The following is a 21,205-nucleotide window of genomic DNA, read 5'->3' as shown; positions in this document are numbered from 1 at the left end:
GTCGAGCGTGCCGATAACGCCGTCGAGCGTGACGAAGTTGCGTAACTTCAGCACGGTCGACGGTCGGTAGGGCACGGTCAACGGTCGGTAGGGCACGGTCGACGGCCGCTGTGATCGCGGGCGACTACTCCAGCAAGACGAACTCCACCAGACCCATCCGCAGACCGTTGACCTGCACCGAGAGTTCGTGACCTCCGGGGTAATATCGGCGCGTCGTGATCGGCGCGAAGGAATGCGTCTTGGCAATGTCGACGCGCTCGCCCGGGCCGACCGTCTTGGCGGCCAGTTTGAAGACCTTGTGGGCGACGGTGCCGGTCGCCTTACGGAACCCCACGCTGTAGTCGACGATCACTTTGACCGGCTTGTCACCGGAGTTGACCAGCACGGCCGAGATGCCCAGTTTGCCGCCGACGGAGACGGTCGGATCCACACTCAACCCGACGAGGCTCACGCCGGTCGGTGCGGCGAACCCCAGCAGTGCCAACGCATTCGCGTCGCCCCGTTTGATCAGCGTCCGCAACGCGTGCCGCACCAGCCGGTCGGTGTTGGCGTCCGGCTCCGCCAGCCAGCGGGTCGCGGTGTCGACCACCAGGCCGGGATGTTGCCGGCTCAGGTCGTTGAGATGGTTGGCAACCGACCGCCGGACGTAGTCGCTGGGGTCGCGGTAGAGGGCGTCGATGATCGGCAGGGTGGCGTCGGGCCGGGTGAGCAATTCGGGGACCCGCCTGGCCCAGGGCAGGTAGTGCCTCGTTCCCTCACTCGCGAGTCGCCGCACGTGTTCGTCCCTTGCGGTGGTCCACCGCCCGGCAGCGGCGAGGGTGCGATCGAGGTCGGCGATGAGCATCGTCCGCAACGCGAACTCTGCCGTGAGCCTGGGGGTCAGCTTCTTGAGAAGTCCGAGCCCGGTGTCGAACGCCTTGGCCGATCCTGCGGCGGACGCCCGGGAAGCAACGGCCTCGGTGATCGGCCACACCATCCAGCCCGAGCATTCCGGTTGCGCCACCAGAGCATTGACCGCCGCGACGAAGTCGCCGTAGTCGTCCGGAAGGTCCTCGAGCAGGGCGTCGCGCACCAGGTCAGACCGCTCTTTGAGGGCCATCCCGTCGAAGATCTTCGCAGACCTCTTGGTTGCGGTGCTGCGCTGCCCGGCAACGGTCAGGCAACCGGCCAGAGCTTTCACCGCAGGGGCACCCAGGAGTTCGTCGGCGAACGGCATCTTGGCAGCCTACGCAGTACACCTGCAGATATCTGGTCGAGCTCCGCCTCCCCCTGCCTTGTATTACCACTAGTCAGGCTTTACTGTTCTGACTATGCTCACTGCAAGTCAGCCGCCTGCCCCGACCGTGCACGCCGACAGATCGCGATGGGTCGCGCTTGCCGCGGTCTGTTTCGGGATGATGCTCACGTTTTTGAACATCACCGCCACCATCTCCTCGGTCCCGGCGATCCAGTCCGACCTCGCCGCAGACAGCGCAACGATGGTCTGGATCCCGAGCGTCTTCGCCCTGGTGGTGGCCAGCCTCGTACTCTCTGCCGGAACGCTGGGTGACGTGATCGGCCGACGGACGGCCTTTGTCATCGGCTCCGCGATCATGTCGGTAGGCAGCCTCACCTCAATCCTGTCCCACACCAGCGGGTGGCTGTTGGCCGCTCAGGCCGTCACAGGCGTGGGCGCAGCGCTCGTACTTCCGAACAGCCTGTCCATCATCAGCAACAGCTTCACCGACCCGAAGGAACGTACCGAGGCGATCAGCATCTGGGCGGCATGTTCGGGCCTGGGCCTGGCGATCGGACCACTGTCCGCCGGAGCGGTGCTCGGAGCGTTCTCCTGGAACGCCGTCTTCGGGGTGAACGCGATCGCAGCGCTCGCCGTCACCCTCATCGCCCCGTTCGTCGTCCCGGCCAGCAAGGTGCCCGGCGCCAGGTTGGACCTACCGGGCCTGCTCAGCGCAACGACCGCGATCGCTGCACTCACGTTCTGGGTCATCGACGGCTCGCACAGCGGATTCGGCTCTGCCCGAGCGATCATCGCGATTGTCCTATTCGTCGGCGCACTCGCCGTCTTCATCGCGTTCGAGCGCGCCGTCGACGCCCCGATGCTCGACCCGCGCCTGTTCAAATCGCCCTCGTTTTCCACGGTCATGCTGGTCAGCGCCACAGTGCTGTTCGGGTTCACGGGCCTGGCGTTCATCTCCGTGCTCTTCTTCGAGAGAGTCGGCCGACTCGACGCCTGGACGACCGGCCTGCACCTGCTGGCACTGATGGGCACCTACGTCGTCGTCAGCGGCGTCGCACCACGACTGTTGCCCCGGACCGGCTTCAAGGTGATGTTGACGTCCGGGTTACTGATCACAGCCGCCGGCGCCCTGCTCCTGCTGCGGGTCCACCCGGGCGAGGGATGGACGAACATGACAGTCGCGCTCGTGGTCCTGGGCGTCGGATTCGGTTCGTTGATCGCCCCCGCCACAGCCGCCGCGATGAGCAGCGTCGAGCCCGCCCGAGCCGGCATGGCAAGTGGCACCGTCAACATGTTCCGGCAGCTCGGCGGAGTCCTCGGAACGAGTGTCCTCGGATCCATCCTGACGTCGCAGGTGGCGGCCGCAGCGTTGACCGATTCGCCCGCCGACGCCTTCGAGTCGGCCTTTCACATCTGCGCCGTCGTCGCAGCCATCGTGTTCACCGTCGTGGCCGTTCCCACCGCACTATTTGTCCGAAGTCGACCCGCACACTGAAGGATCAACAATGAGTATCGATGAAGCGCAACCTATTTCGGGCGATGCCGTGGACGCCGCCATCGCAGGCATCGACTGGGGTGAAGCCCGGAACCGCAACGTGACCTGGCACGACCCCGCCATACCCGCCCAGGTTGCCACCAAGCTGTCCGGGATCGACTACATGCACGCGCTCGCCGACGGCCGGATCCCGGCGCCACCGATCGTCGGACTGATCGACGCACGCCTGACCTCGGTGACACCGGGAGCAGCCGAGTTCACGCTGACGCCGAACGAATCCCACTTCAATCCGATCGGCGCCGTCCACGGCGGCGTCATTTGCACGTTGCTCGATTCCGCTGCCGGTTGCGCGGTCCACACAACTCTTCCTCAGGGGTTCGGCTACACATCCGTCGAGATCAAGGTCAACTTCATGCGTGGGACCACACTCGACTCCGGCGAACTGATCGCCCGGGGCTGGGTGAAGAAGGCAGGCCGGCGAGTGGCTTTCGCCGAAGCGGAGATCACCGACTCGCTCGGCAAGACAGTCGCAACCGCCTCCACCTCAATCCTGGTGTTCGAGGTGCCCTGACCTCAGCCTGCCTCGACGATGACCTTTCCGACCATCGCACCGCGTTCCCGATCCACCAGGTCCGCAACGCAAGTCTGTGAGTCTGGGCAAACAGGGCCGCCGTCCTGCGGGCACAGTCAGGTTGGCCCTGCAATGGTCGCAGCATCAATTGCCACTGGTTCGAGTATTGCTCTGTGGTGGTTGCGATTCGGCGGTGCGGCCAGGACCTCTGCTGTCCGATTCTTCAGAGCAGCACGATCGACGGCTCCATTCCTGGCCATGACTGCTTCCAGCGCGCTCACCCAGTGTCGGTAGTACGACCATGACTCATCAGCGGTGGGGTAGCGGGTTGACTCCCAGTCCTTGATGGAGTCGACGAGCGTGCCCTGGAACAGTTGCCAGTCAAACTCGCCTGCGGTGTGCGCCGCCACCGCCAGCGCGAACGCTCTGATCTCCCAGGGATGATCGAATGACATTTCGTCGGGCCGCCCGCCGGGTAGGTTGCGGACCAGATCATCCACCGTTCGGCGGTCCGCATCTGGAACAGTGGCAGGCACGCCGTTCATGATGCGGCCTTGACTGGGCCGACGCCGATCATCGAATCCCGCGTGACCAGTGCAGCGAGTTGCTCTTCGCTCCAGCCGTCGGTGCCGGCGGGTCGCTGCGGCAGTACCCAATAACGCATCTCCGAACTCGAGTCCCAGATGCGGATCTCGACGGAGTCGGCGACGTTGAACCCGAAGTCGTCGGCCAGGACCTTGCGCGGCTCACGCACGATTCGGGCTCGATACTGCGGGTCTTTGTACCAATTAGGAGGCAACCCGAGAACCGGCCACGGGTAGCACGAGCACAACGTGCACACGATGGCGTGGTGCACCTCGTCGGTGTCCTCGAGGACCACCATGTCTTCGCCTTGCAGTCCACCGATACCCAGTTCTCTGCAGGCTTCGGCGGCGTTGTCGAGGAGACGGTGCCGAAAGTCGTTGTCAATCCATACTTTCGCGACCACTTTCGCTCCCAGCTGCGGTCCGACCTGATTCTCATAGATGTCGACGATGCGGTCGACCATCGAGCTCGTCACCACCCCCTTTTCGATGAGCATCGACTCCAGCGCCTTGACGCGGGCGGCCGTTTCTTCCTGACCTGAGGCGCCTGCACTCATGCGCTCCGTTCCGTTCATCGACCAATTCGACGTAGGGGTCCCATACGTCGAAACAAACCGACGCGTTCGGATCACCAAAACCCTTGCCCCACAACTCTTCGCTGGTGAACTTTATGGTGTAGACGTGCTCCGGCGCGTCGCCGAGCCCGTTCCCCGCAGAATCGGGGTAGATGAAAGACCCGCGGTGAGCGACGACCACAGCCTGTTTGCCTCGGATGTACCGGGCCAACCGGGTGTGTCCGAACGGGCTGTTGTGCGCAGTGCGCACCCTGTCGCCGACGGTGAATCGCGGCTGCTTACTGGTTTTTCGAGCGGCGGAAGCGCCCGCCGAGACCGCGGCATCAACGAAATCGAGCAGCTCTTGGCGTTAGGGGTGATCAGGGAGTGGGGCGTCGGGGTTCTCGAGATAGTGACGGGCGCGGCGGGCGAGTTCATCCGGCTCGACAACGCCTGCCGCGATGACGTGGGCCTCGATGGAGTGGAGCCAATGCTGGTAATACGGCGAGCTGAGGTAAGTCGCCGGGTCCATCTTCTCGACGCCGTGCCGGAACTGGTCAATACCGAAGTACCCGGCGCCAACGCAGGCCGGGTACATCGCGAACACGGCCTTCTCCCACTCGGCGCTGAAGACCGGTTCACTGTCCGGAAGATAGACCGGACCGAGACCATCAGTCCCTCCGAGATCGAATACGCCGTTCACATGGTGCTCCCAACTCCGGCGTCATCTGCTGCTACAAATCCAGAACTCTCGGACTCGCGCTCTGAGGAGTTCCGCCTTCGAAGTGACTTACCTCACAGATCCTCCCAGCGCGGTGTCGGGGATGTCAATCGACGTAAACACGCCAAGATCCTCTTCTTTGAACTCGCCTAACCCAGGTGGCGGACCTATTTTCGGACAACATGTTCCGCGTTCAGCGACGATGTGCGGTGGCGAACCGTCAGGCGAACACCGGAGCTGCCGCGGAGCCGGTGCTCGGCGCGTTCGTATTCGGACGCGCTCTCACGGAGACCGCTGCGGAGGGGCACTCGATGACTCTTCCGAATGTGCAGAATCGTTCCAGCGAGCTGGATCCGATCCAATCAAGGATACGAATCAGCGAACGCAAAATCTCGCTGAACCTGCTGGTAAAAGGCCTTGCATCGGCCTGAGCTCCGGACCGGGGATGCGCGTGGGCGGCTCTGCTGCTATTTTGCTGTTATCTTCTCTCGGGGTCGCAGGTGGCCCCGAGGACTTTCCCGGCTCGTTTCGGGCCATCTGAACACTGCATACGAAGGAAACTGATGCGCGCAAAGTTTGCCTGGCGGAAATTGGTCGCCGGCGCCGCTGCCGTGGTTGCGGGTGTGACCTTGTCGGTCGCTGCCGTTCCTGCCACCGCCTCCGCCGAACCTCAGACCGTCCGCGTCTACTCGGCCTCGATGGGCAAGAGCATTCCGGTGAAGGTGCTCCCCGCCGCAGGCGGTGGCTCGAACAACGCCACCCTGTACCTGCTCGACGGCCTGCGCGCCCCGAACAACAACAGCGGCTGGTTGCTCGAGACCGATGTGCAGCGCTTCTTCGCCGGCAAGAACGTCAACGTGGCGATTCCATTCGGTGGCGGCGGCAGTTTTTACACCGACTGGCAGCGGGACGACCCCACCCTGGGCCGGCAGAAGTGGGAAACCTTCCTGACCCGGGAGTTGCCCGCCTTCATGCAGGCCAACTTCGGCAGTGACAACCGCCGCAACGCGATCGCAGGCCTGTCGATGAGCGGCACCTCCGCGCTCAACCTGGCCTCGAAGCACCCGAACTTCTACCAGGGTGTCGCGTCGTACAGCGGCTACCCGACCGTCAGTTCCCCCGGATTCGCCCAGGGCATCGCCGCATCTGTCCTGGAGATGGGCGGTAACCCCATCAACATGTGGGGCATCTGGCCCGCAGGTGCCTGGCTCGAGAACGACCCGTCGCTGCACACCGCGAACCTGCGTGGCAAGCGCGTCTACGTCTCGTCCGGCGCCGGATCACCGAGTACCAACCCGGCCTTCAACCCGGCCAGCGCGTCGTTCGATCCGATCAAGTTCTCACAGATGGTTCCGCTGGAAGCTGCCGCAGGCATCAGCAGTCAGCTCTACGTCGCCAGCCTCCAGGCGGCCGGCATCAACCCGCAGACCCACATCACGCCTGAAGGCGTGCATTGGTGGTCGTTCTGGCAGGACCGCCTGAAGGAATCCTGGTACGGCACCCTGGCTCCCGCTCTGGGGGTCTGAGAAACCACAAGCAACACTCAAGGCCGCGGCCCGAAGCAATTCGGGTCGCGGCCTTGTTGCTTCGACGCCCCTCCCCGAGTCCACTGAGACGCGCGGCTGCGATTAGCTTCGAGACATGGACAACTTCTCAGCCTTGGTGGCCCGGCAGGATGACGATCAGATCGTGACAGCGGTCGAGAGTCTCGACGCAGCGCAACTCCCTGACGGCGACGTGACGATCCGGGTGCTGTATTCGAGCGTCAACTTCAAGGACGCGCTGGCACTGACGCCGAAGGGCGGGGTGGTGCGCGACTATCCGATCGTCCCCGGCATCGACCTGACCGGCGAGGTGGTGGAGTCGCAGTCACCGGACTTCGCGGTCGGCGACCTGGTCCTGGCCCACGGCTACGAGATCGGCACGGGACGTCACGGCGGGTACGCCGAATACGCGCGGGTTCCGGCCGGATGGGTCGTCGCACTCGGTCCGATCTCCCCGCACGACGGGGCGGCCATCGGGACCGCCGGGTTCACCGCCGCGATGAGCGTCCAAGCCCTGATCGAGCGCGGCCTGACCCCCGGGGACGGGCCGGTCCTGGTCACCGGAGCGACAGGCGGAGTCGGTTCTGTCGCCATCGACCTACTGGCGGGTGCGGGCTACGAGGTCGTCGCCTCCAGCGGAAAGACCGAGGCAGTCGAACGACTCCGCGCCCTCGGTGCCGCCGACGTGATCGGGCGGCTACCGGAGGACCCGGATGCCAAACCCCGCCCCCTGGGCAAGACTCGCTGGGCCGGAGCCGTCGACTGCGTGGGCGGCGCGACACTGGCGGACGTCCTGAGCTCGGTCAAGTACGGCGGCGCAGTCGCGGCCAGTGGCCTCACCGGAGGACCAGGCCTTTCGACGACCGTCCTGCCCTTCATCCTGCGCGGGGTCGCGCTCCTGGGGATGGACTCGGTGCAGATGCCCATCGAACCGCGGCGAGCGCTCTGGGAGAAGCTCGGCACCTCGCTCGTCCCGCAGCATCTTGCTGATGTCGCGACGGAAGTCGATGTGAAGGACGTCGCCCAGGTCGTCGACAAGGTCCGGGCAGGCAAGTTCTCCGGTCGCGCGGTCGTAAAGGTGGCCGGCGGCTTCTGATCGTCTCCGGGCCCGGCGGTCAGGAGACCGTGATGACCACTTTGTTCGGATAGAACGCGAGGTGCCCGGCGATGTCCGCGACGGCGTCATAGGGTTCGGCGTAGGTCCACGCCGCGTCGGCGATCACCCCGTCAGGCGTCACCAGGTCGAAGTACGTGGCATCGCCCTTGTAGGGACAGTAGGTCTCGCTGTCGCTGGGTCTGAGCAGCGATGGATCGATGGCCGACAGCGGCACGTACGCCACGGGTGGATACGTGGATTCCTGCAGCGTGAGCGACTTCGCGGTATCGGCGACGACGGTTTCGCCGGCCCGCACCCGAACCTGACCTGTGCTTGCCTCAACGGTGATCGGATGCGTCTCGTCGGGTATCAATCGGGTCTTTGCCATGTGATCCACCTCTCGTGTCACTGACATAACCACCCACCGGCCGCGCTGATTCCCCCGATCTCACGGCAGCAGTCGGCGCAAGTACTCAGCGGTCTTGTCGTCAGCGGGGTAGAAGCTCTCGACGCTGAGTTCGTCCACCGTCACATCCAGTGGCGTTCCGAAGGTGGTGACCGTGCTGAAGAACGACAACTCCTGGTCGCCGGTGCGCAGACGCAGGTAGACGGCCACGTCTCCGGCCATCGTCGGGTCGTCGACGTCATCGTCTTCGGCTGCGGGATAGGCCCGCAGTTCGGCGAGCAGTGTCTTCAGCTTCGGATCGCCCGTCACCCTGATCTGGCGCTCCAATCGCTCGAACAGGTGGGTTCGCCACTGCCCGAGGTTGACGATCCGGCCCCCGAGTCCCCGTGGGTCGAGACTGAACTTGAGAACATTGAACGGCGCCGCAAGCAGATCCTCGGGCGCGTCCTGGGTGAACGCCGCGACAGCTGCGTTCGCGTCCACCAGATTCCAGTGCCGATCGACCGCTAGCGCGGGGTACGGCTGAGTCGCCGCCAAGACTTGACGTATCGCGCTGCGCACCATGGACATTCGCTCGCCGTCGAGCGCGGACTCGCTGTATGAGGGCGCGAAGCCTGCAGCGAGCAGGAGTTGGTTGCGTTCCCGCAGCGGCACCTCCAGGTGCTCGGCCAAGGTGAGCACCATCGCCCGGCTCGGCGCCGATCGACCGGTCTCCAGAAAGCTCAGGTGCCGAGCCGATACGTCCGCCACCGACGCCAACTCCAGCTGCGGGACCTTGCGGATGGTTCGCCATTCACGCAGCAGATCACCGAACAGGTACCGCTTTTCCTCTGGCATTCTCGGTCTCCCCGCCTGTTGTTCTGTTGTGGATACTCGGGTGAGCTCGATCCCGCACCCATCGCCCTGGTCCCTCCCATTTCACCTTATGATCAGCGGCGGACCTTCAACGCTGAGGAGCAGGACATGACTGTGCTCGACCGCTTTCGCATCGACGACAAGGTGGTGATCGTCACCGGCGCATCGTCAGGACTGGGCGTCGCCTTCGCCAAGGGATTCGCCGAAGCCGGCGCCCGGGTCGTCCTGGCCGCCCGCCGCGCCGACCGGCTCGAGCAGACCGCGAAGTTGGTCGAATCCGTCGGCGGGACGGCATTGTCCGTCGTCACCGACATCTCCCAGCCAGACCAGGCCACCGCACTCGTCGACGCCGCGATGGCTGAGTTCGGCCAGGTCGATGTGCTGATCAACAACGCCGGCGTCGGCACCGCGGTGCCGGCGACCCGAGAGACCCCGGACGAGTTCCGCGCGGTGGTCGACATCAATCTGAACGGCTCGTACTGGGCCGCCCAGGCCGTCGGCCGGGTGATGCAACCGGGGAGCTCGATCATCAACATCTCGAGCATCCTCGGCATCACCACCGCGGGCCTCCCCCAAGCCGCCTACTCGGCGAGCAAGGCTGCCATCTCCGGACTCACCCGCGATCTGGCTCAGCAGTGGGGCAGCCGGAAAGGTATCCGCGTCAACGCGATTGCCCCCGGCTTCTTCAAGTCCGAGATGACCGACACCTATCCCGACGGTTACCTGCAGGCCATGGGTCCGCGGCTGGTGCTGAGCAGGACCGGCGACCCGGAAGAACTGGCCGCCACGGCGATCTGGTTGGCGTCGCCGGCCTCCGGATATGTCACCGGCCAGACCATCGTCGTCGACGGAGGCGTCAGCATCACCTAGCTCCACCAGACGAGATCGCTCCCGCCCACCTCAGCCGGGCATCTTGTCGATGAACCCGTAGACGGCGGTGATCTTCTCATCGTCGTTCACGGCCGCGACGTCGAATCCGACCACCAACGGCTCGGCGCCCACCTCTGCCACCAACTCCCAGGTGAACCTGGCGATGTTGTGGTGAGCGTCGAGCACGTCGCCGCGAACGAACGTCAGGCCGGCGAACTGCTCCTGCGCGCCGGCGATGACCTGGTCGATACCGTCGACGCCGCTGACCGACGCGAGCGGGTCGGTGTAGACGCCGTCGGCTGCCCACAGTGCAGCGATCGCCTCGCGACGGGCCTGCGGGTCCGTCTCGTTCCACGCGGCGAGGTACTGATCGACGAGCGCACCCACGGTGTCGAGATGCGATGTGTCCTGGATGGTTCCGGTCATTGCCTGCTCCTTGCTGTTGTGTGTGATGACAATCGTGCCGCTCATGGGTGTCACTGGGCGATGACGTCCGAGGTAAGAATCTGCATCATCCGGGGCTTGTCAGACCCCTCTGGCAAAGTCGTACACATGTTCGAGGGGATCGCCGTGGGGGCGGATGAGGTGGCCGATATCGGGCCTGCGGAGTCGGCGCTGCCTGATGAGCTGCTGCGTCATGCTGAGCGTGCGGTCACGGGTCAGAGCCGGCTGGAGTGGGAACGCTATACCGCTGCGGCACAGTTGCATCGACTCCTCGTCGAATCGCTCGCGGACACTCCGGTGGCGATGCGGGCGGTCGATCCATTCAGTGTCTGCGCGGCGCAGTTGGCTGCGGCGCAGCAGATGACCCAACAAGGCGCCGAGCATCATTTGACGCGAGCACTCGCGTTGCGAGACCGAATACCGATGGTCAATCAGTTGTTGAAGGAGGGGTTGATCGCTGCGCATCACATTGCGGCGATCATCTCGCGGACGGATCTGATCGAGGGGTCAGAGTTCATGGCCGACATCGACCGCGATATCGCGGAGGCGTTGCGGCGGCCCGGGTCGTGGTCGAAGAACCGGTTGCGCGACATGGTCGATGCGACCATTTTTCGGCGGGATCCGAATCTGGTGCGGGAGAACCGCGACGACGCCACGAAGCGACGTGGGGCACCCAAACGCCGCGGGCCGAGCGTCACCGGAGGCGTTCAGTCGACAGCAGGAAACTCGCAGGTAAGAGTTGTGGAGATGCACTGCCGACGCGCGGCCGTCTAGGATTGTCGACAAAATCACCCAGTTCGCTGAACGAAAGGACGAGGCTGGCTTGTGGCCGTGCCAAGAGGAGCGCTCGACGAGCAAGGCCTTCCCGTCAGCCTGGTTGACGTCGCGGGCCGTCGTGTTCGCGATGCCATCCTGTCGGGAACACTGAAGCCCGGCGAGAAAATCGTCGAGGAACAACTGTGCGCAAGTCTCGGCATCAGCCGGGCGCCGCTGCGTGAGGCACTGCGCCTGCTTAGCCAGCAGGGCCTCGTCGAACATCTCCCGCGGAGGGGGTCACGCGTCACCGAGTGGTCACCCCAGGACATCCTGCAACTGTTCGAGCTGCGGCACATCCTCGAGCGGCATGCGATCGAATCGGCCCTGCCCCTTGCCGACGTCGAGACCGCGCTCGATCCGGTCCGCGAGGCCCTCGATGACATGCGCACCGCGAGTGAGCGCGATGACGACCTCGAGAAGGACGACGCCCACCGGCGCTTCCACGCGGCGGTCGTCGGACTCGCCGGAAACCGCCAGCTCGACATCGCGATGGAACCCGTCCTGCTCAAGCTGCAGCTGCCGATGGCGATCAATCTTCGTAATGAAGCCCGCGTTCACGACCCGAGCGACGGAATCCGGCGACACCAGCGCATCCTCGAAGCGTTGGAAACCAACGATTCGCGAATTGCGGTCGCAGCGGCCAAAAACCACGGCCAATTGGCCTATCTGGGCCTGGAGAGCAACAGCTAACACAAACGACACACAGCCGTTTCGCCGTTGGCACGATTCTGTCGACAATCGACATTATGACTTTCGATGCAACGGCAACCGGGCCCACAATCGGTCCATCGGTGGCGGAGATCCTGCAGTCCCACGCGAGCGGCAGCGGATCTCCTACCAAGACAGCGGCTCGCGTGGCCGACGCGATCGCCGCCCGGGGCGACGACGGCACCTGGCTGTCGACGGTGCCTCGCGACAAACTTCTCGCCGCAGCCGAAGCCATCGAACAACGACCCGGGGCGCGCACGCTCCCGCTCTACGGAGTCCCCTTCGGAGTCAAGGACAGCATAGACGTCGCAGGCGTCCCCACCACGCTGTCGTGCCCCGACTACGCCTACGTCCCCGAGGTCACCGCACCGGTCGTGCAGCGACTCCTCGACGCCGGCGCTCTGTATGTGGGCAAGACCAACCTCGACCAGTTCGCGACAGGTCTCAACGGGACACGCACCCCGTACACGGTGCCGCGGAGTGTGTACGGCAACGAAATGATCTCCGGTGGTTCGAGTTCCGGGTCGGCGTTGACCGTGGCCCTGGGACAGGTGCCCTTCGCCGTCGCCACCGACACCGCCGGGTCGGGCCGGGTCCCGGCCGCACTCAACGGGGTTGTGGGTTTCAAGCCGTCCCGAGGTCTGATCAGCACCGTCGGACTCGTCCCGGCCTGTAAGTCGCTCGACTGCATCACGGTGATGGCCGGATCGATCGACGACACCGACCGGGTCCTCGACGTGGTGATCGGTCGCGACGACCGCGACTCCTGGTCTCGCGACCGCGGGCCCCGCCACGACGGCCGATCCATTCGGGTGGGCTTGCCTGCCCCTGATGAACTCGACTTCTTCGGTGATGACGAGATGCAGGCCGCGCACTTGGCGTTCCGCCACCGAATCTCCCGCACAGAAGACATCGTCGATGCACCATTGGCTCCGTTTCTCGCCGCAGGCGCCCTGCTCTACTCGGGACCATGGGTCGCCGAACGCCTCGTCGAGTTCGCCGATTTCCTCGCTGCACAACCTGAGTCGATCTTTCCCGTCGTCCGCGACATCCTCCGCAGCGGCGAGAAGTACACCGCTGTCGATGCCTTTGCCGCGCAACAGAAACTACAGGACCTCAAAGCCGAGGTGGCGCGCCTCTGGAAAGACATGGACGTCCTGGTGATCCCCACCATCGGTACCACCTTCACGGTCGACGAGGTGCTTGCGCGTCCCATCGACTGCAACACGATGCTGGGCCACTACACACACTTCGGAAATCTTCTCGACCTCACCGGGGTCGCCATTCCTGTCGGCCATACCGCCGACGGCCGACCACTGAGCGCGATGATCCTCGGGCCGGCGCTCTCCGACGACACCGTCCTGACTCTCGCCGCAAGATTTCTCGACGAACCCCGCACCACCTCCGCGCTGCCCGCCGATGCGCAGCAAAACCTTTCGGCACCAACATCAGTCATCGAGGAGCATTCATGACCGAATCACCCACCGCGTCAACATCTGTCGATGCGGTACCCGAACCGTACCCGCTGATCGCGGGTAAAACGGCGCTCATCGTCATCGACATGCAGCGCGACTTCATCCTGCCCGGAGGTTTCGGGGAGAGCCTCGGCAACGACGTGAACATGCTCCTGAAGGTGGTCCCGCCTCTCGCCGACCTCATCGCCGCCGCGCGGGCCGCCGGAATGCTGGTGGTCCACACCCGGGAAGGCCACGTGCCCGATCTATCTGATTGTCCCCCAGCGAAACTCAAGCGCGGCGCACCGTCCAAGCGCATCGGCGACCCCGGTGAATACGGCCGCATCCTGATCCGCGGCGAGTACGGCCACGACATCGTCGACGAACTCGCGCCGCTCGAGGGAGAGATCGTCATCGACAAACCGGGCAAAGGGGCGTTCTACGCCACCGAACTGCAGGAGATCCTCACCGGGGCGGGCATCACGCAACTGCTCGTCACCGGGGTCACGACGGAGGTGTGCGTGCACACCACCACCCGGGAGGCGAACGACCGCGGATACGAGTGCCTCGTCGTATCCGATTGCGTCGGATCGTATTTCCCGGAGTTCCAGCGCATCGGTCTGGAAATGATCAGTGCGCAAGGTGGAATCTTCGGCTGGGTCGCCGATTCCGCGGCGGTCATCCCCGCCATTGCCGCTCTATCCGTCACACCAGTCTCCGCCCCCGCCTCCCAGAGCTGACAGGAACCGTCCATGAGTACTGAAGTCAACGAAAAAGTCCCACTACCCAGCCCCGAACCCGTGAAGATCCCCTGGTGGACTCGCGGCGACACCAACGCCTTCTTCGGCCTGGGATTCAACATCCTGGTGAACGTCCTGACCCTCACCGGGCTGATGATCGGCGTCATCAGCGTCTCCCCCGGCGATGTGCTGGGAACGGTGCTGCCCGCGCTCGGGGTCGCATTGATCTTGGGCAACCTCTACTACACCTGGCTGGCACGACGCCTGGGGCAGAAGGAGAATCGCACCGACGTCACCGCGCTGCCGTACGGCCCCAGCGTCCCGCACATGTTCATCGTCGTCTTCGTGGTCATGCTGCCGGTCTACCTCAACACCGACGACGCGATCGCGGCCTGGCAAGCCGGTCTCGCGTGGGCGTTCATGATCGGCGTGATCGTGATGATCGGGGCGTTCGTCGGTCCCTATATTCGCAAGATCACCCCGCGCGCAGCGATGCTCGGCACCCTCGCCGGAATCTCGATCACCTTCATCTCGATGCGGCCCGCAGCCCAGATGTACGAAGCCGCGTGGATCGGTCTACCGGTGCTCGCCATCATCCTGATCGGCTTCTTCACCAATGTGCGCCTACCGGGCAACATTCCGGTCGGTCTGGCCGCCTTGCTCGTCGGTACCGCCATCGGCTGGGCAGGTGGATTCATGGACGCGCCTGCCGTGGGCGACGCAATCGGCGACATCGCGGTCGGCGTCCCCGATCAGCGCTTCGACATGCTGTTCGACGGATTGAAAGACCTCGCACCACTGCTCGGCACCGCGATCCCCCTCGGCGTCTACAACTTCACCGAAGCGATGAGCAACGTCGAGAGCGCGGCAGCCGCCGGCGACAACTACAACCTGCGCAGCGTGCTGCTGGCCGACGGTGCCGGCGCGATCATCGGTGCCGGTTTCGGTTCCCCTTTCCCGCCTGCTGTGTACATCGGACATCCCGGCTGGAAAGACGCCGGCGGTCGCGCGAGTTACTCACTCGCCAGCGGCGTCGCGATCGGATTGCTCTGTTTCCTAGGACTTTTCGGGGTGCTCGATTCGATACTGCCGGTACCGGCGATCGTCCCGATCCTGCTGTACATCGGTCTCCTGATCGGCGCGCAGGCGTTCCAGGCAGTACCGCGGATCCACGCCATCGCGGTGGTCGCGGCGATCTTGCCGAACCTCGCGCAGTGGGCCCACGGACTCATCGACAACGCTCTCGCGGCAGCCGGTACGACGGCGAACGATGTCGGCATGGAGTCGCTCAACGGCGCGGGCGTCGTCTATGAGGGCCTCAAGGTGTTCGGCGAGGGTGCGGTCTTGGTCGGACTCGTCCTGGGCACGATGGTCACCTTCATCATCGACAAGAAGTTCCTCTACGCGGCCATCGCCTCGGCCGTCGGTGCGGTGCTCTCGTTCATCGGCCTCATCCACGCCCCTGAGGTCGCCTGGAACGCGGCACCCGAGGTGGCACTGGGCTACCTGTTCTTCGGCATCGTGTGCCTGGGCTATTACTTCCTCCCCGGGGGCAAAGAGTCTGTGGAGCACGACGACTCGGACGTGATGGCGGAATAGCTCCACCCCGCGCGCAGACAACGGTGCCCCGGCCAATGTGGCCGGGGCACCGTTGTCGTCCTGGACTGGTCCGTCAGAGTGCGCTGCCGGCCGTCCAGGTCTCCCAGGGCACGCCCCAGTCGCCGTTCTGCCACAACTCGAGCGCGGGACCGCCCGTGTTGCGGACTTCGACGACGTCGCCGGTGACAGCGAAGTCGTAGAACCATCTGGCGTTGTCCGGGTTCAGATTGAGGCAGCCGGACGACATGTTCGTATTGCCCTGCTGGGGGATGGTGTCTTCCAGCTGATGCAGGTAGATGCCGTCATTGCTGATCCGGGTGGCCCAGTTGATGGTCTCGCGGTATCCCAGGCGTGAGTTCACCGGCAGACCGTAGGTAGAGGAATCCATGATCACCGGGTTGGCTTTGTCGAGCACGGTGTAGGTGCCCGATTGCGTCCAGAAGTGGATGGTCTTCCCGTTGACCGTCTCGGTGCCGCCCCGGCCCATCGAGGTCGGCATCGTGCGTACCAATTCGTCGTTGACGTAGACACTCACCTGCTTCGTGGTGTCGTCGGCGATGGAGATATGCGAGTCGCCGATCGTGAACGAGCACGCCGCGTCGTCCTGGCCGTACAGCCCGTTCCCGAGGTCGATGGCGTAGACCATCGCACGAGCGGTCACCTTGGTGCCGGGCCGGAAGTACTCCTTGGGCCGCCAGTGCACGTTCTGGCTGTCGACCCAATTCCACTGCCCCTCTACGGCGGGCTCCGTCTGAACGGACAACGCTTTCTGCGCGGCGGCACGGTCGGTGATGGGTTCGTCGAAGTGCACCACGGTGACGATCCCGACGCCGTAGGTGGCGCCGTCCCTCAGCGCTCCCCCGCCGGTGGTGACAAACGAGGGCATGGTCAGGTTGTTCGGTTCGACGGTGCGGAAGGAGCTGGTCGTCGAACGGGTGCGGCCTGCCGCGTCTCGGGTGGTCGCATCGAGCTGGTAGGTCTTGGAGTAACCCAGGGCCGTGTCCGGCTTCCAGGCCAGTCTGTCGGGTGTCATGACCCCGGGGATCACCCGACCCTCGTCGTTGGTCATGACCACGTCGACCAGCGTGCCCTCGGCGACACTGACCAGCACCGTGCCCACCGGATCGAAGCCCGCGGTTGCTGCCGGTGGCTCGAAGGTCACCTGCGCCTCAGGTATCGGCGGCGGCGCCGAGGACTTCTGCGTCGTCGTGCCTCCGCTCGCGCAGGCGGCAAGCGCTGCAGCAAGCGCACCACCGCCTGTGATGAGTAGCCCCCGCCGACTGATATGACCATCTGAATTCCGATGGCGTTCGGACACCGGGCACGCTCCTCTTTCACGACTATCAAGACGTTCGCGATTACCAACGCTCACCAGTTTACGGATGGCCGACCGGTTTGCCCGTTTCTGTCATGCCCGCCTGCGGCGCCGGCAGGGCACGTAGTAACCTTTCCGTGTCCTCGCTGATACCAAAACGTTGCTTCTGAGATAAAGGACCTATTTGTGGCTCGACACCGCCTGACTGCACCCGCCCCGTACCTTCAGGCGCCCGCCGTGGCCCCTGTCTCACCGAGCCTCCAGGTCAGACCCGGTGTTACGCGTGCTCAGATGGCTCCGTGGGAGCGTGGCATCTGTCTGACGCAGTCCATCGCGGAACCGAGCGATGCTCAACGCAGAGTACTGGTGCAGGCGCCGTCCGCAAGCCGTGGACCACAGCATCGCGCCCCACGGACCGGTGTGGTCCCGACCACGGCCAAAGCCGGCGCATTCGCCGCCGTCGCCGGAGTGATCGGCTTGTCGGTGGGTGGGGCCGCTCAGGCATCCGCAGATACCCCAGCCGCACCGGTCAACGCCGGGTTCCCGGCGCTGCCAGAACTGCCGGCTCTTCCCCCCTTGCCTGCCCTGCCCCCGGAACTGACCCTCCCGTCGGACCTGACGCTGCCTGCGCCGCTCGACGACCTGGTGCAGGACCTGCTTCCTCCGCAGTCGGCCCTACCTGACGGCCGGACTGCGGTTTCTCCGACCACGGGCACCATGACCTCGGGCTACGGCGCGCGATGGGGCACCACCCACTACGGACTGGACATCGCCAACGAGATCGGCACCCCGGTCTACGCGGTCACCGACGGCACCGTCCTGGAGTCCGGACCCGCGAGCGGCTTCGGACAGTGGGTTCGGGTCCAGCAAGACGACGGCACCATCGGCGTCTTCGGTCATGTCGACCAGAGCTTCGTGACGGCCGGACAACAGGTCAAGGCCGGCGAGCAGATCGCCACGGTCGGCAATGAGGGGCAGTCGACCGGACCGCACCTGCACTACGAGGTCTGGGACCAGAGCGGCGCCAAGATCGACCCACAGGTGTGGCTGAACAACCGCGGTGTGAGCATCGGCTGATTCGACAGACAAAGCAGCGCCCCGACCTCATGGTCGGGGCGCTGTTTGGTGCTGGACGGGTTGGGGCACGCTGCACCCATGACCTTTCCGCACGAGAACGAAGAGCCCGTTGGCGAGACTGCTGAAAAAGACGAGGAGAAGGACGTCTACGAGGCCGCCCAGGAAGGTGCAGGCGGCGAGCGTGATCACGCCGTCGGTGGCTCCGAAGGCACCACCGACGGACAGTGAACGTACGAATATCTCAGATCAGCGCGGCGAATCGCCTGTGACCAACGGCCGATCCGGATCGGCAACCCAAGCGGTCATCGAGCCATCGTAGATCGCGACATCGTCGCGACCCACCAGCGAAAGGGCTTGCGCGACACCGGTTGCAGCGATCCCACCACCACAGTAGGTGACAATGGTCTTGTCGGTGTCCAGTAGACCCGCAGCCTTGAATGCTTTGCGCAGCTCCTCAACGGGTTTGAATCCGCCTTTTTCAGCGTCGAGCACCCCCGCGACCGGCACGTTGATGCTGCCCGGGATGTGGCCGTTGCGTGCGTAGGTGGTGGTTTCGCCGCGGTAGGTGGGCTCGTCCAGGACGTTGACCAGAATGGTCGACTCGTCATCAAGGGCGGCAAAGATCTCTTCGGTCGAGCGCAGAAGTTCTGGTCGGCGTGCGAGAACGAACTCTCGGGGTGTCGCGGTCGACGACTCGTCGGTGACCGGGAGCCCCGCGGTCTTCCACGCGGCGATGCCACCGTCGAGAACAGCAACGTCGTCGAAACCCTCCAGCCGCAGGTGCCACCAGAAGCGGGTTGCCCAGAAGCCCGCCGACTGGTCGTAGACGACCACTTTCGCTCCCGAGCCGATCCCCAGGGCACCCGCCGCCGCGGCGAATCGCTCCGAGCTCGGCACCGTCCAGGCCTGCTCGCTGTCGGGATCGGCGAAGTCGGTCAACAGCTCCGCGAAGAGCGCGCCCGGGATGTGTTCGGCCTGATAGGTCGCCTGCCCGGACTCGGGGACATACGGCCCGTCCTTCGGGATCGGAAGGTGGGTGGTGGCGTCCACGACCACCAGATCAGCGTCGTCGAGATGGGACTGCAACCAGGCGACATCAACGATTGCGGGAAGTGATTTGTTGCTCATGGGGCCTTCCGTGAGGATTTGAAATGGACATTCCCCCCCCCACGTGCACGGTAGTGGCCGGCAGGTGGCGCGGTGGGCCCCGGAACCGCGGACGCGACGTTCAGAAGGCGGCGGGAAACCGCCGGCGCAGCGCATCGATCTGCCTGCGAACCTCATACAGCTCAACTCGCTTCGTGGCATGTGTTTCTGCGGGTGCCGCGAAGGTCGTGATTTCTTCTTCGATCTGCGTAGCCCACTCTTCGAGTTGCGCGGCAAAGTACAGCGCCTGCGCCTCATTCGAGTCCTGGCCCCACTTGCTCGTGGTCATGGCGCAGGAGTCTATCCCGCCGACCCGTGCCGTCCCACGCTTCGGGCTAAGTGGTCTGAGCCGTTAGTTCGTCGGGGGGTCATGCCGCCTCGCTGCTTTGATCGATCAGTTTGAGTTGGCGGTGGAGGTCCCGGCGGGTGTATTTCCAGGCGAAGGGTTCGGCGGTGCGGTTGTAGCGTTCGGCGAAGGTGTGCAACCGGTTCTCGACTGAGGTGAGGTCGGGAAAGTCATTGGGCGTGAGGACTTTGCGTTGGACGATGGAAAAGTAGATCTCGACTTGGTTGAGCCATGATGCGTGCACCGGGGTGTGCACCATGACCGCGTTCGGGTATCGGGCGGTGAGGCGGTCGATCGATGCTTGTCCGCGGTGCGAGGAGCCGTTGTCGACGACCCAAAACACCCGGTCGGCGGACGCGTACGGTTCGCTCGTCATGACCTGATCGACGAGGGCGGTGAACTCGGTGATGCCGGTGCTTTGCTCGCAGCGGCCGAAGACCCGTGCGGTGTGGACGTCGTAGGCAGCGAGGTAGGTGAGCGCGCCGCGGCGGCGGTAGTCGTGGCTGACGCGCATCGGGCGACCTGGTGCGGCGGCGGTGGTGCGGTGGCAGCGGTCGCGGGCTTGGATCGACGGCTTTTCATCGGCCGAGATCACAAACTCGTTGCTGCCCAACGGTTTGCCTGCGTAGCGGCGTGCGTACAGGTCGAGAACGACAGATGCTCTCATCTCGAAGTTCGGGTCGCGGGCGGCGATCCAGGAGCGATGCTGCCACGGTTTGAGCGCATCCTCGTCCAGCCACCGGCGCACCGTCGACACCGAGACGGTCATGCCGTCGCGTGCGAGTTGGGCGGCGAGTTCCGGGGTGGACCACCGTGCGATCGGAATATCGTGATCGGCCGGGATCTGACACGCCCACGCTTTCACTGCAGCGATGTCAGCGGGGGTGTAGATCGGTGGCCGGCCCGACCGTGGTGCGTCGGCGAGGGCATCGATACCGTGATGGTGGAACCGGCTGCGCCACTTACGGACCGTGTCGGGATGAACGTCGAGTTCGATGGCGATACTTGCGTTGGTGCAGCCGTCCGCGGCGAGCAGCACGATCAGAGACCGCAGCACTGTCTTCTGCGGTGTCGACCCACACCTCACCCATGTTTCGAGAACCTGACGGTCGCTGGTGGACAGGACGATCACGCAGGCCGAGGGTCGAGCGGTTTTGTCACTCATGCCTCAAAAGGACACCTGAGTCACACCTGTCTCGGGCCGCGGCACGCCGATGATCCGCGAAATGTTGGGTGGACCACACGGATCGGGCACGATCGGATGCGTGCCGACACCACCGGAATCGACGAAAAGCTCACTGCGCCTCAAGCTCAGCGGCCACGCCCGAACGAGGTGGCCGCAACTCGCGCGAGTCAACGTCCGATTTCGTGGCGCGTTCGCCTACGTCGACGGTGTACTACCGGACGAGTCGGTCCTGGTGTTGATGCGGCTGCGATACAACGGCTCCGCTAGCAGATGGGGCTTCGCGATCCACCTCGCGTCCAAGGGCAAGTACGAAGATTCGCTGCTGCCTACAGGCGACTTCACCGGCAGCCCTGAAGACGCACTCGACACCGCATGCGGGCTCTACCTCGGCGACCCGACAGCCTGGCAAATACCCCCGACGAACTAACGGCTCAGACCACT

Annotated in this window: 26 protein-coding genes; 14 read left to right on the top strand and 12 right to left on the bottom strand. The window is 64.7% G+C overall.

The window, feature by feature from the left end; all coding sequences use genetic code 11:
* Positions 1–124: 124 nt before the first annotated feature.
* Positions 125–1,216, bottom strand: coding sequence for a DNA alkylation repair protein (locus tag BFL43_RS21460; RefSeq protein WP_084894591.1), 1,092 nt, complete (start codon positions 1,214–1,216; stop codon positions 125–127).
* Positions 1,217–1,310: 94 nt separating this feature from the next.
* Between BFL43_RS21460 and BFL43_RS21455 the strand changes: the two genes are divergently transcribed.
* Together BFL43_RS21455 and BFL43_RS21450 are read left to right on the top strand one after the other, a co-directional pair.
* Positions 1,311–2,732 (top strand): MFS transporter, encoded by a 1,422-nt coding sequence (locus BFL43_RS21455; RefSeq protein ID WP_084894589.1) that lies wholly within the window; start codon positions 1,311–1,313, stop codon positions 2,730–2,732.
* A gap of 10 nt (positions 2,733–2,742) precedes the next feature.
* Positions 2,743–3,303, top strand: coding sequence for a PaaI family thioesterase (locus tag BFL43_RS21450; protein ID WP_084894587.1), 561 nt, complete (start codon positions 2,743–2,745; stop codon positions 3,301–3,303).
* 116 nt (positions 3,304–3,419) lie between these two features.
* On the opposite strand, the gene BFL43_RS21445 is transcribed toward BFL43_RS21450, so the two are convergent.
* The 4 genes from BFL43_RS21445 to BFL43_RS29925 are packed head-to-tail and all read right to left on the bottom strand — an operon-like array spanning position 3,420 to position 5,144.
* Positions 3,420–3,848, bottom strand: coding sequence for a nitrile hydratase accessory protein (locus tag BFL43_RS21445; protein ID WP_084894585.1), 429 nt, complete (start codon positions 3,846–3,848; stop codon positions 3,420–3,422).
* Positions 3,845–4,384 (bottom strand): nitrile hydratase subunit alpha, encoded by a 540-nt coding sequence (gene nthA / locus BFL43_RS21440; RefSeq protein WP_240498406.1) that lies wholly within the window; start codon positions 4,382–4,384, stop codon positions 3,845–3,847. The genes BFL43_RS21445 and nthA overlap by 4 nt, the downstream gene beginning before the upstream one ends.
* Positions 4,323–4,802, bottom strand: coding sequence for an SH3-like domain-containing protein (locus tag BFL43_RS29930; RefSeq protein ID WP_346425988.1), 480 nt, complete (start codon positions 4,800–4,802; stop codon positions 4,323–4,325). Before BFL43_RS29930 ends, nthA begins: the two co-directional genes overlap by 62 nt.
* 9 nt (positions 4,803–4,811) lie before the next feature.
* Positions 4,812–5,144 carry an SH3-like domain-containing protein gene (locus BFL43_RS29925; protein WP_168176695.1) on the bottom strand — a complete coding sequence of 111 codons (333 nt, stop codon included), beginning with the start codon at positions 5,142–5,144 and terminating at the stop codon, positions 4,812–4,814.
* A 227-nt stretch (positions 5,145–5,371) separates the two neighbouring features.
* Between BFL43_RS29925 and BFL43_RS21430 the strand changes: the two genes are divergently transcribed.
* The 3 genes from BFL43_RS21430 to BFL43_RS21420 all read left to right on the top strand — a co-directional run bounded on the left by BFL43_RS21430 (position 5,372) and on the right by BFL43_RS21420 (position 7,802).
* Positions 5,372–5,593, top strand: coding sequence for a hypothetical protein (locus tag BFL43_RS21430; RefSeq protein WP_084894581.1), 222 nt, complete (start codon positions 5,372–5,374; stop codon positions 5,591–5,593).
* Positions 5,594–5,725: 132 nt separating this feature from the next.
* Positions 5,726–6,688, top strand: coding sequence for an alpha/beta hydrolase family protein (locus BFL43_RS21425; protein WP_084894579.1), 963 nt, complete (start codon positions 5,726–5,728; stop codon positions 6,686–6,688).
* Positions 6,689–6,803: 115 nt separating this feature from the next.
* On the top strand, positions 6,804–7,802 hold the full coding sequence (locus tag BFL43_RS21420; RefSeq protein WP_084894577.1) for an oxidoreductase: 999 nt from the start codon (positions 6,804–6,806) through the stop codon (positions 7,800–7,802).
* Positions 7,803–7,821: 19 nt separating this feature from the next.
* Here BFL43_RS21420 and BFL43_RS21415 read toward each other — a convergent pair whose 3' ends face one another.
* On the bottom strand, positions 7,822–8,190 hold the full coding sequence (locus BFL43_RS21415) for a DUF427 domain-containing protein (protein WP_084894840.1): 369 nt from the start codon (positions 8,188–8,190) through the stop codon (positions 7,822–7,824).
* A gap of 60 nt (positions 8,191–8,250) precedes the next feature.
* Positions 8,251–9,045 (bottom strand): helix-turn-helix transcriptional regulator, encoded by a 795-nt coding sequence (locus tag BFL43_RS21410; protein WP_084894575.1) that lies wholly within the window; start codon positions 9,043–9,045, stop codon positions 8,251–8,253.
* Positions 9,046–9,171: 126 nt separating this feature from the next.
* Between BFL43_RS21410 and BFL43_RS21405 the strand changes: the two genes are divergently transcribed.
* Positions 9,172–9,933 carry an SDR family oxidoreductase gene (locus BFL43_RS21405; protein ID WP_084894573.1) on the top strand — a complete coding sequence of 254 codons (762 nt, stop codon included), beginning with the start codon at positions 9,172–9,174 and terminating at the stop codon, positions 9,931–9,933.
* A gap of 30 nt (positions 9,934–9,963) precedes the next feature.
* Here BFL43_RS21405 and BFL43_RS21400 read toward each other — a convergent pair whose 3' ends face one another.
* Positions 9,964–10,359, bottom strand: coding sequence for a nuclear transport factor 2 family protein (locus BFL43_RS21400; RefSeq protein ID WP_084894838.1), 396 nt, complete (start codon positions 10,357–10,359; stop codon positions 9,964–9,966).
* A 96-nt stretch (positions 10,360–10,455) separates the two neighbouring features.
* Here BFL43_RS21400 and BFL43_RS21395 point away from each other — a divergent pair, with 96 nt between their 5' ends.
* From BFL43_RS21395 to BFL43_RS21375, 5 genes are read left to right on the top strand one after another with little or no spacing between them, the layout of a single operon-like run.
* Positions 10,456–11,151 carry a DUF222 domain-containing protein gene (locus tag BFL43_RS21395; RefSeq protein WP_168176697.1) on the top strand — a complete coding sequence of 232 codons (696 nt, stop codon included), beginning with the start codon at positions 10,456–10,458 and terminating at the stop codon, positions 11,149–11,151.
* A 51-nt stretch (positions 11,152–11,202) separates the two neighbouring features.
* Complete coding sequence (locus tag BFL43_RS21390; RefSeq protein WP_084894571.1) at positions 11,203–11,883, top strand: GntR family transcriptional regulator; 681 nt, start codon at positions 11,203–11,205, stop codon at positions 11,881–11,883.
* Positions 11,884–11,939: 56 nt separating this feature from the next.
* Positions 11,940–13,373 carry an allophanate hydrolase gene (locus tag BFL43_RS21385; protein WP_084894569.1) on the top strand — a complete coding sequence of 478 codons (1,434 nt, stop codon included), beginning with the start codon at positions 11,940–11,942 and terminating at the stop codon, positions 13,371–13,373.
* Entirely contained in the window at positions 13,370–14,095 is a 726-nt protein-coding gene (locus tag BFL43_RS21380) for a cysteine hydrolase (protein ID WP_084894567.1), read from the top strand. Before BFL43_RS21385 ends, BFL43_RS21380 begins: the two co-directional genes overlap by 4 nt.
* A gap of 12 nt (positions 14,096–14,107) precedes the next feature.
* The gene (locus BFL43_RS21375) at positions 14,108–15,694 is read left to right on the top strand and encodes a regulator (RefSeq protein WP_084894565.1); all 1,587 of its coding nucleotides are present in this window, start codon (positions 14,108–14,110) and stop codon (positions 15,692–15,694) included.
* 73 nt (positions 15,695–15,767) lie between these two features.
* On the opposite strand, the gene BFL43_RS21370 is transcribed toward BFL43_RS21375, so the two are convergent.
* Complete coding sequence (locus tag BFL43_RS21370; RefSeq protein WP_240498405.1) at positions 15,768–17,012, bottom strand: Ig-like domain-containing protein; 1,245 nt, start codon at positions 17,010–17,012, stop codon at positions 15,768–15,770.
* 288 nt (positions 17,013–17,300) lie between these two features.
* Here BFL43_RS21370 and BFL43_RS21365 point away from each other — a divergent pair, with 288 nt between their 5' ends.
* Positions 17,301–18,086: a M23 family metallopeptidase gene (locus tag BFL43_RS21365; RefSeq protein ID WP_084894563.1), complete on the top strand. Its 786-nt coding sequence runs from the start codon at positions 17,301–17,303 to the stop codon at positions 18,084–18,086.
* A gap of 78 nt (positions 18,087–18,164) precedes the next feature.
* Complete coding sequence (locus BFL43_RS29070; RefSeq protein ID WP_168176696.1) at positions 18,165–18,314, top strand: hypothetical protein; 150 nt, start codon at positions 18,165–18,167, stop codon at positions 18,312–18,314.
* Positions 18,315–18,332: 18 nt separating this feature from the next.
* Here the strand turns inward: BFL43_RS29070 and BFL43_RS21360 are convergent, their stop codons facing one another.
* The 3 genes from BFL43_RS21360 to BFL43_RS21350 all read right to left on the bottom strand — a co-directional run bounded on the left by BFL43_RS21360 (position 18,333) and on the right by BFL43_RS21350 (position 20,743).
* Positions 18,333–19,214: a sulfurtransferase gene (locus tag BFL43_RS21360; RefSeq protein ID WP_084894561.1), complete on the bottom strand. Its 882-nt coding sequence runs from the start codon at positions 19,212–19,214 to the stop codon at positions 18,333–18,335.
* A 100-nt stretch (positions 19,215–19,314) separates the two neighbouring features.
* Positions 19,315–19,521 carry a hypothetical protein gene (locus BFL43_RS21355; protein WP_084894559.1) on the bottom strand — a complete coding sequence of 69 codons (207 nt, stop codon included), beginning with the start codon at positions 19,519–19,521 and terminating at the stop codon, positions 19,315–19,317.
* 79 nt (positions 19,522–19,600) lie between these two features.
* The gene (locus BFL43_RS21350; RefSeq protein ID WP_084889713.1) at positions 19,601–20,743 is read right to left on the bottom strand and encodes an IS630 family transposase; all 1,143 of its coding nucleotides are present in this window, start codon (positions 20,741–20,743) and stop codon (positions 19,601–19,603) included.
* 100 nt (positions 20,744–20,843) lie between these two features.
* Between BFL43_RS21350 and BFL43_RS21345 the strand changes: the two genes are divergently transcribed.
* Positions 20,844–21,191: a hypothetical protein gene (locus BFL43_RS21345; RefSeq protein WP_084889720.1), complete on the top strand. Its 348-nt coding sequence runs from the start codon at positions 20,844–20,846 to the stop codon at positions 21,189–21,191.
* The last annotated feature ends 14 nt before the right edge of the window (positions 21,192–21,205 follow it).

Origin of the sequence: Williamsia sp. 1135 (assembly GCF_002095395.1) — a bacterium.
Taxonomy (GTDB): Bacteria; Actinomycetota; Actinomycetes; order Mycobacteriales; family Mycobacteriaceae; genus Williamsia.
This window is presented reverse-complemented; position numbering and strand designations above follow the sequence as displayed.